We start from the raw sequence: 3,453 nt of genomic DNA, 5'->3' as shown, positions 1-3,453 counted from the left end.
CCGCCCGGAATTACCGGGCCGTCGTCACTCTCGCTGCCATCGTCCTATGGCTGCGATAAGTGTCCACACCACCTAGATGTCCTGAACCGGCTCTCTTCGTCGGCACAATACACCGACCTCAACCTCTACACGCTTGTCGTCTGCCAAATGCTGCGTCTTACCTTGGATCGTGGCAACAGCGACGCGTCTGCCGTCGCCTATGGCCGGCTTGGAATGATCGCCGGGCTGCGGTTCGGCGAATACGAGGGCGCGTACCGCGTCGGGCAACTCGCTTGTGAGCTCGTCGAGCAGCGTGGACTATGGCGTTTCCAGGCGGGTGTGTACCTGAATTGCGGAAATATGGTCATGCCTTGGACAAGGCATATCAGAACATGCTGCGAACTCATTGGCCGCGCATTTGATGCGGCGCAGAAAACCGGCGACCTCGTGTATGCGGGGATCTGCTCCGGGCTGAGGGTCCTGAATCTTCTTGCAGTCGGTGATGCGCTTGCCGACATCGAACGTGAAGCTGAGAGGGTACACTTAAGCCACATACAGCTTGGCACAAACCTCGAAATCATCGGTGTGGCACACGCTATCGTGCGAATGCTACGCGGCGCAACGGCAAGGTTCGGCTCCTTGGATGACGGGCAGTTTGATGAGCAGCGAATCGAACGCGATTTCGCGAATACTTCGGACGTGACGGCCGGCCAATGCTTGTATTGGATCTGCAAGTTGCAGGCCCGCTTTTTGGCTGGTGACTATTCGACGGCGGTTGATGCTGCATCGATGGCGCAGCCGCTTCTGGGCATGTCCCTCACGATCATGGAGGCGGCCGACTATCACTTTTACGGTGCCTTGTCGTACGCGGCGTTTTGCGATTCGATGCCCGCCAGCCAGCGGACGCCGACTCTGGAGGCCTTGGCCCCTCATCACCGTCAGCTCGCCAGCTGGGCCGCGGCCTGTCCTGAAAACTTCGAAGACCGCGCAGCTTTGGTTAGTGCGGAGATTGCCCGGATTGAGGGCCGCGCGTTCGATGCCATGAAACTTTACGAACAAGCCATCCGTTCGGCACAGGCAAACGGCTTTGTCCACAATGAGGCGCTCGCCAAAGAGCTGGCGGCGCGCTTTTACGCCGCGTGCGGCTTCGAGCAAATCGCGCAACTATATCTGCGGAACGCCCGCGACGGCTACCTGCGCTGGGGCGCGGACGGCAAGGTGCGCCAACTGGATGCGATGTATCCGCACCTCAGGATGAAAGAGCCCGCACCTGCTTCGACAAGCACCATCGCAGCGTCTGTCGAGCAACTCGACCTCGCAACGGTGATCAAGGTGTCGCAGGCCATCTCGGCCGAGATCGTGCTGGAGAAGCTGCTCGAAATGCTTATGCGCACGGCGCTCGAACAGGCTGGCGCCGAACGAGGCTTGTTGATTCTTTCACGCGGAGCTGAGCAACGGATCGCCGCCGAAGCCACGACCGAGGGCGATTCGGTAACCGTGCATCTGCGCGACGAGGAGGTGGCTGCGACAGTGCTGCCGGAGGCGGTGCTCCACTATGTCCTGCGCACCCGGGCAAGCGTTATTCTCGACGACGCGTTATCTCGCAATCCATTTTCTGCCGATCCCTATATCGTTGAGAATCATCTCCGTTCTGTTCTCTGTTTGCCGTTAATCAACCAGGGAAAGCTTACAGGCATTCTGTACCTGGAGAACAATCTAACACCCAGAGCCTTTGCGCCCGATCGCGTCGCTTTGTTGACGGTGCTTGCGTCGCAGGCGGCGATCTCGCTCGAAAATTCGCGGCTTTATCGCGACGTCGCAGATCGCGAAGGGAAGATTCGGCGTTTGGTCGATGCCAACATCATTGGGATCATCATTGCCGACCACGATGGTCGAATTCTTGAAGCCAATGACGCGTTTCTACGTATCGTGGGATATGACCGTGAGGACTTGGTTTCGGGCCGCGTGCGCTGGACCGAGCTGTCTCCGCCGGAATGGCACGAGCGCGACATGTTGACTCGGGCGGAACTGAACTCAACCGGGATAGTTCAGCCCTTCGAGAAGGAGTATATTCGGAAAGACGGCAGCCGCGTTCCTGTGCTTATTGGCGCCGCTCTGTTCAGAGAAGGAGGCGACGAGGGCCTGGCATTCGTGCTCGATTTGACAGAGCGCAAGCGCGCGGAGGACCGCCTCCGCGTGCAGCACACCGTCGCGCAGGTCTTGGCGGAAGCGGCCACGATCGAGGAGGTCACTCCGAGAATACTGCGGGCCATGGGCGAGTGTCTGGGATGGGACGTAGGCGCGCTCTGGCGTGTGGACCGGGAGGCCGAGGCGCTGCGCTGTGTCGAGCTTTGGCATAAAGCGTCGATAGAAATCCCCGAATTTGAAAGAGCCGATTGGCAGTTCACCTTCAATCCAGGGGTGGGACTACCGGGCCGGGTGTGGTCCACCCTTAAGCCCGCATACATTCCGGATGTCGTTCCTGATAAAAACTTGCCGCGCGGAGCCATCGCCGAACGCGAAGGACTACACGCGGCCATCGGCTTTCCTATCCTACTCGGCAGCGAACTGTTGGGCGTGATCGAGTTTTTTAGCCGCGAGATCAAGCAACCCGATCAAGAGCTGCTCGACATGGTGGCCACCATCGGCAGCCAGATCGGTCAGTTCATTGAACGCAAGCGGGCCGAGGAAGCTCTGATGCGAAGTAAGGATTATTTGGCCGAAGCACAGAAGCTGACGCATACAGGCAGTTGGGCTTGGGATCCCCGCACGGAACAGGTGCTGTATTGTTCCGAGGAAATGTTCCACATTTACGGCTTGGATCCACGGTCGAGCCTACCTTCTCGAGAAAATTTTCGACAGCAGATCCACCCCGAGGATCGCGAGTGGGTAAAGGAGAGATTTGAGGAGTCGCTTCGCACAAAAATTGACAGCTACGCCGAGTATAGGGTTCTTCTGCTAGACGGAACAGTTAGGCACATCAGTGCCTCGGGTCATCCGGTTCTCAACAAAGACGGCGAGCTCATCCAGTTTGTCGGTACCGCTGTGGATGTGACAAAGCGCAAGCAAGCTGAGGAATCATTGCGGGAAAGTCAGGCGAATCTCGCTCATATGAACCGCGTGAGCACGATGGGAGAGTTTGCTGCCTCGCTGTCCCATGAAATCTTACATCCGATAGCGACCGCTCGCAACAACGCCCGTGCGGGAATGCGCTTTTTGGAAATGAATCCGCCGAATCTGGGTGAAGCCATGGAAGCGTTCGGTTGTGTTGTGAGGGACGCGGACCGAGCCAGGGACATCGTCGGACGGATGCGCGATCACATGAAGAAAGCGCCACCGCGAAAGGAATATTTTGATCTCAACGCGGCGCTGAGCGAAGTGCTCATATTGGCGCAAAGTGAAGTCGGATCGTAGCCATGTCGTTCTGTGAGCCAAGGAGTTGAGTGTTATAGTTGTATTCCTAAGACCGCTTGG

General features: G+C 57.9%; 1 protein-coding gene. It reads left to right on the top strand.

The window, feature by feature from the left end; translation table 11 throughout:
• The first annotated feature begins 147 nt into the window (after nt 1–147).
• The gene (locus Q2M23_RS43260; RefSeq protein WP_316399466.1) at nt 148–3,393 is read left to right on the top strand and encodes a GAF domain-containing protein; all 3,246 of its coding nucleotides are present in this window, start codon (nt 148–150) and stop codon (nt 3,391–3,393) included.
• Nucleotides 3,394–3,453: the final 60 nt, after the last annotated feature.

Source organism: Bradyrhizobium sp. 33ap4 (genome assembly GCF_032654765.1).
Classification (GTDB): Bacteria; Pseudomonadota; Alphaproteobacteria; order Rhizobiales; family Xanthobacteraceae; genus Bradyrhizobium; species Bradyrhizobium australafricanum.
This window is presented reverse-complemented; position numbering and strand designations above follow the sequence as displayed.